Source organism: Halomonas sp. 3D7M (assembly GCF_014897885.1).
Classification (GTDB): Bacteria; Pseudomonadota; Gammaproteobacteria; order Pseudomonadales; family Halomonadaceae; genus Vreelandella.
The window spans coordinates 1-3,398 of sequence record NZ_JABUZF010000083.1 but is presented as its reverse complement, the minus strand read 5'-3'; the positions used below and the strand labels follow the sequence as shown (position 1 = coordinate 3,398).

Genomic DNA, 3,398 nt, shown 5'->3' with positions numbered 1-3,398 from the left:
TAAACAACACCGCCCAGCAAAGCTGGGCGGTGTTGTTTAGTGGCTATTATTTACAGGTTCATTAATCCCGCGGTTGGTGTCGCGCATCAACATTTTCGCTATTCCAGGGATTTTCAACACCCACCGTGTCGGCAGCAAATGCCTGACGTTCGCCAAGTGAGCGAGCAGCTCCCACCGTTGTGTCGTTGCAGGTCTGGCGCTCCATTTCGCAGTTGAGTTCGGCACCAAACAGCACCACAAACGCTGACAGCCAAAACCACAGCATTAGCGCCACAACAGCACCAAGAGAGCCATACAACTCACTAAAGGTAGAAAAGTACCGTACGTAAAGCGACAAGCCACCTGAGCCTAGTAACCACATAGTGGTGGCAAACAGCGTGCCATAGTTTAACCAGCGCCACTGGGCAGAACGTCGATAAGGCGCGTAACGATACAGCAAAGCAATAAGCACGCTCATCAGTAACAACAGCGCGGGCCAACGCAGCCATTTCAAAACACTATTCACCGGTGGCTCAATCGTCAGCGCATCCACCACTATCGGCACAATGGCGATAAACCCCAGTGACACTAGCGTCATTATGATCAAGCCAAAGGTCAACGATACCAGCACGACACCACGCAACAATAACGGGCGCTTTTCGTGTTCGCCATACACTACGTTTAAGCCAATCACTAACACGGAAACACTTTTCGATGCGATGTACATGGCCACTAACAGCCCCGCAAGCGCTGTCATCACATTGCCAGACTCCGTCGTCTCGACCACCTTTTGAGCCTGCTGATCAATCAAGTTTGCCGCATCCGGTGGCATAAAGCGGCTAATTTCGTAAAGCTGACGACCTGCCTCAATAGGATCAAACAGCAAACCCCAAAGAGAAATAACGGCGGCAATGGTCGGAAATAGCGCCAGCAGGGCATAAAAAGCGATGCCCGCGGCAAAGATAGTAATCCGGTCCCGACGTGCAGCACGCACTACACGCCAAATAATATCGAGCCACCCCTCACGAGGGATATCACCAGGTACGCCAGCTCTACGACCTCGGTACTGCTTACCCACTTAGCCCAACCGCTCGCTCAGCCACTTACCAATATCATTTACCTGCTGCGGGCATAGCGCATGCGCCATCGGATACTGGCGATAATTAACCGTGTAGCCCATTTCTTTTAGGCGTTCGACACCACTGCGACCCAGAGTCTCAGGAACGATGGGGTCGAAATTCCCATGATGCACTTCGATGGGTATCTCACGATTGGAGTCAGCTAAATCGATGCTATCGGCCGTCGCAAAATAGGTCGACATTGCCAACAGTCCGCCAAGAGGCTGAGGGAACGAGAGTGCCGCCTGATAAGCGACTGCGCCACCTTGGGAAAAACCCGCTACGATAATACGACGACTGTCGATCCCTTGATCAATCTGTTCTTCAATCAGCGCCTGGATACGTTCAGCAGATGTTTTCAGCTGCACTTCATCTACCCGACGCCCTAAGTCCATGGCGAGGATGTCGTACCACGCAGGCATCACCATGCCGCCATTAATAGTGACCGGCAAGCGCGGCGCATGGGGCATAATAAAACGCACATGCGCTGAGTCCGGTAGTGTCAGAGCTGGCACTAGCGGCTCGAAATCGTGCCCATCGGCACCCAACCCGTGAATAATAAACACGCACGCATCGGCGGGTTGACCATTTTGCGGTTCAATAATCAGTTCGCCTGGGGCTGTCATGGGCTCTTTCCTTGCTAACGTTAAAAGCGCCACCCTAGCGTAAAGTGACGCGTTGGGCGAGTCATTTGCCTGCTTAAAGCGGCCAAACCAGTGGAATAAGGGTTAAGGCAATGGCTCCCGTCAAAAGGTTTAAGCCACCACCAACACGTAAGAAATCACTAACCCGGTAGCCGCCAGGGCCATGCACCATAAGGTTCGTTTGATAACCAATCGGCGTTAAAAAACTCGCCGAGGCAGCAAACATTACCGCCACCACGTAGGGCATCGGGTTAACCCCCAGGCTTTCTGCTGCTGCCATGATCACCGGAAAAATGATCACCGCAGCGGCATTATTGGTTACCAACTCGGTTAACATTGCCACAACGCAATAAGTAGCAATTAATAGCAACAATGGGTTACCCGCTACCAACGATAGAACACTGCCCGCCAGGAAATCCGCCGCGCCGGATGTTTGCAGCGCAGCCCCCACCCCGAACGATGCTGCAATGGTCAGCAACACTTGCGTATCCAGGCCACGCTTAGCAGCGCCCACGGAACAACAACCGGTTAACAGCGCGAGCGCCGCGCCCAACATAGCAGCATTGAGCATACTTAAGACACCTAATGCCGCCAACAGCACCGCCCCCAACAGAATCGCCCAAGCCAGCGGGGCTTTTTCATGCACAGGCCGCGCTGAGCCGTTCAACTCGCTAATTAAAAGAAAGTCTTTCGATTGGCGATGGCGCTCAATGAACGGAGGGCGCGCTTCTAACAGCAGTACATCAGCAGGTTGCAAACGGACTTGACCTAAGTTGCCGGTTACCCGCTCGCCGCCACGACAGATTGCTAGGACAGCAGCGCCATACAGCGTTCTAAAACGGCCGTCACGAATCCGCTGCCCAATAAACTGGCACTGGTTCGATACCACCGCTTCAACCAAGCGACGCTCTTTAAACTCTTTTTCCAAACTCGACGCGGCGTCACGAGAAGGGATGAGTCCACGAATCTGCTGTAGCTCTACAGCGGCGTCCGAGGTGCCCACAAAAACGAGTCGGTCGCCTGCCTTTAGCTGCTCGCCTGGCCCCACCACACTCACCACATTACCTGCACGCTCAATTTCGACTAGAAAAAGTTCTTGAAGGTGGCGTAACCCAGCCTCTTCCACCGTACGATCAACCAGCACCCCTGCAGGATCAACTTCCATTTCGATAGTGAACTCGCGAGGGTTAGCAAACGCTTTTGACATCCCCTCTCGGGAGGGCAATAAGCGTGGCCCTAAGAAGATAAGATAAGCAAGGCCCACCAGCGCAACAGGGACACCTACCCACGCTAAATCAAATAGCCCCATCTCAAGCGCGGGATAGCGCTCTACTAACAAACCATGCACAACTAAGTTAGTACTGGTACCAAACAGTGTAATGGTACCGCCTAGAATGGAAGCAAAGCTGAGCGGCATTAAAAGCCGTTGAGGAGAAAGCCTTAATCGCCGACTCCAACTCATTACCGCAGGGATGTAGGTAGCCACTACGGGCGTGTTATTGAGAAAACCGCTCAGCGATGCCACGGGTAACAGCAGCCGAACAAGCGCCCCCCGCTCACTGTTAGGGCGACCCAGTACATAGCGAATAATCAGGTCAATGCCACCCGTTTCACGAATACTGGCAACCAACACATACATGAAGGCCACGGTAAACAA

The 3,398-nt window shown here is 53.1% G+C and carries 3 protein-coding genes; all 3 read right to left on the bottom strand.

Translation table 11 applies throughout. The annotated features are described in order from the left end of the window. Positions 1-61: 61 nt before the first annotated feature. Positions 62-1,057: a YihY/virulence factor BrkB family protein gene (locus INT22_RS03155; RefSeq protein WP_193067676.1), complete on the bottom strand. Its 996-nt coding sequence runs from the start codon at positions 1,055-1,057 to the stop codon at positions 62-64. After that, positions 1,058-1,723, bottom strand: coding sequence for an alpha/beta hydrolase (locus INT22_RS03150; protein WP_193067675.1), 666 nt, complete (start codon positions 1,721-1,723; stop codon positions 1,058-1,060). It abuts the gene before it with no gap. A gap of 73 nt (positions 1,724-1,796) precedes the next feature. Continuing rightward, a partial coding sequence (locus INT22_RS03145) for an SLC13 family permease (RefSeq protein WP_193067674.1) occupies positions 1,797-3,398 on the bottom strand: 1,602 nt, incomplete at its 5' end.

Bases quoted from the DNA above. Each gene is read 5' to 3' on its own strand.
- INT22_RS03150 (WP_193067675.1), bottom strand. From the start codon at position 1,723: ATGACAGCCCCAGGCGAACTGATTATTGAACCGCAAAATGGTCAACCC.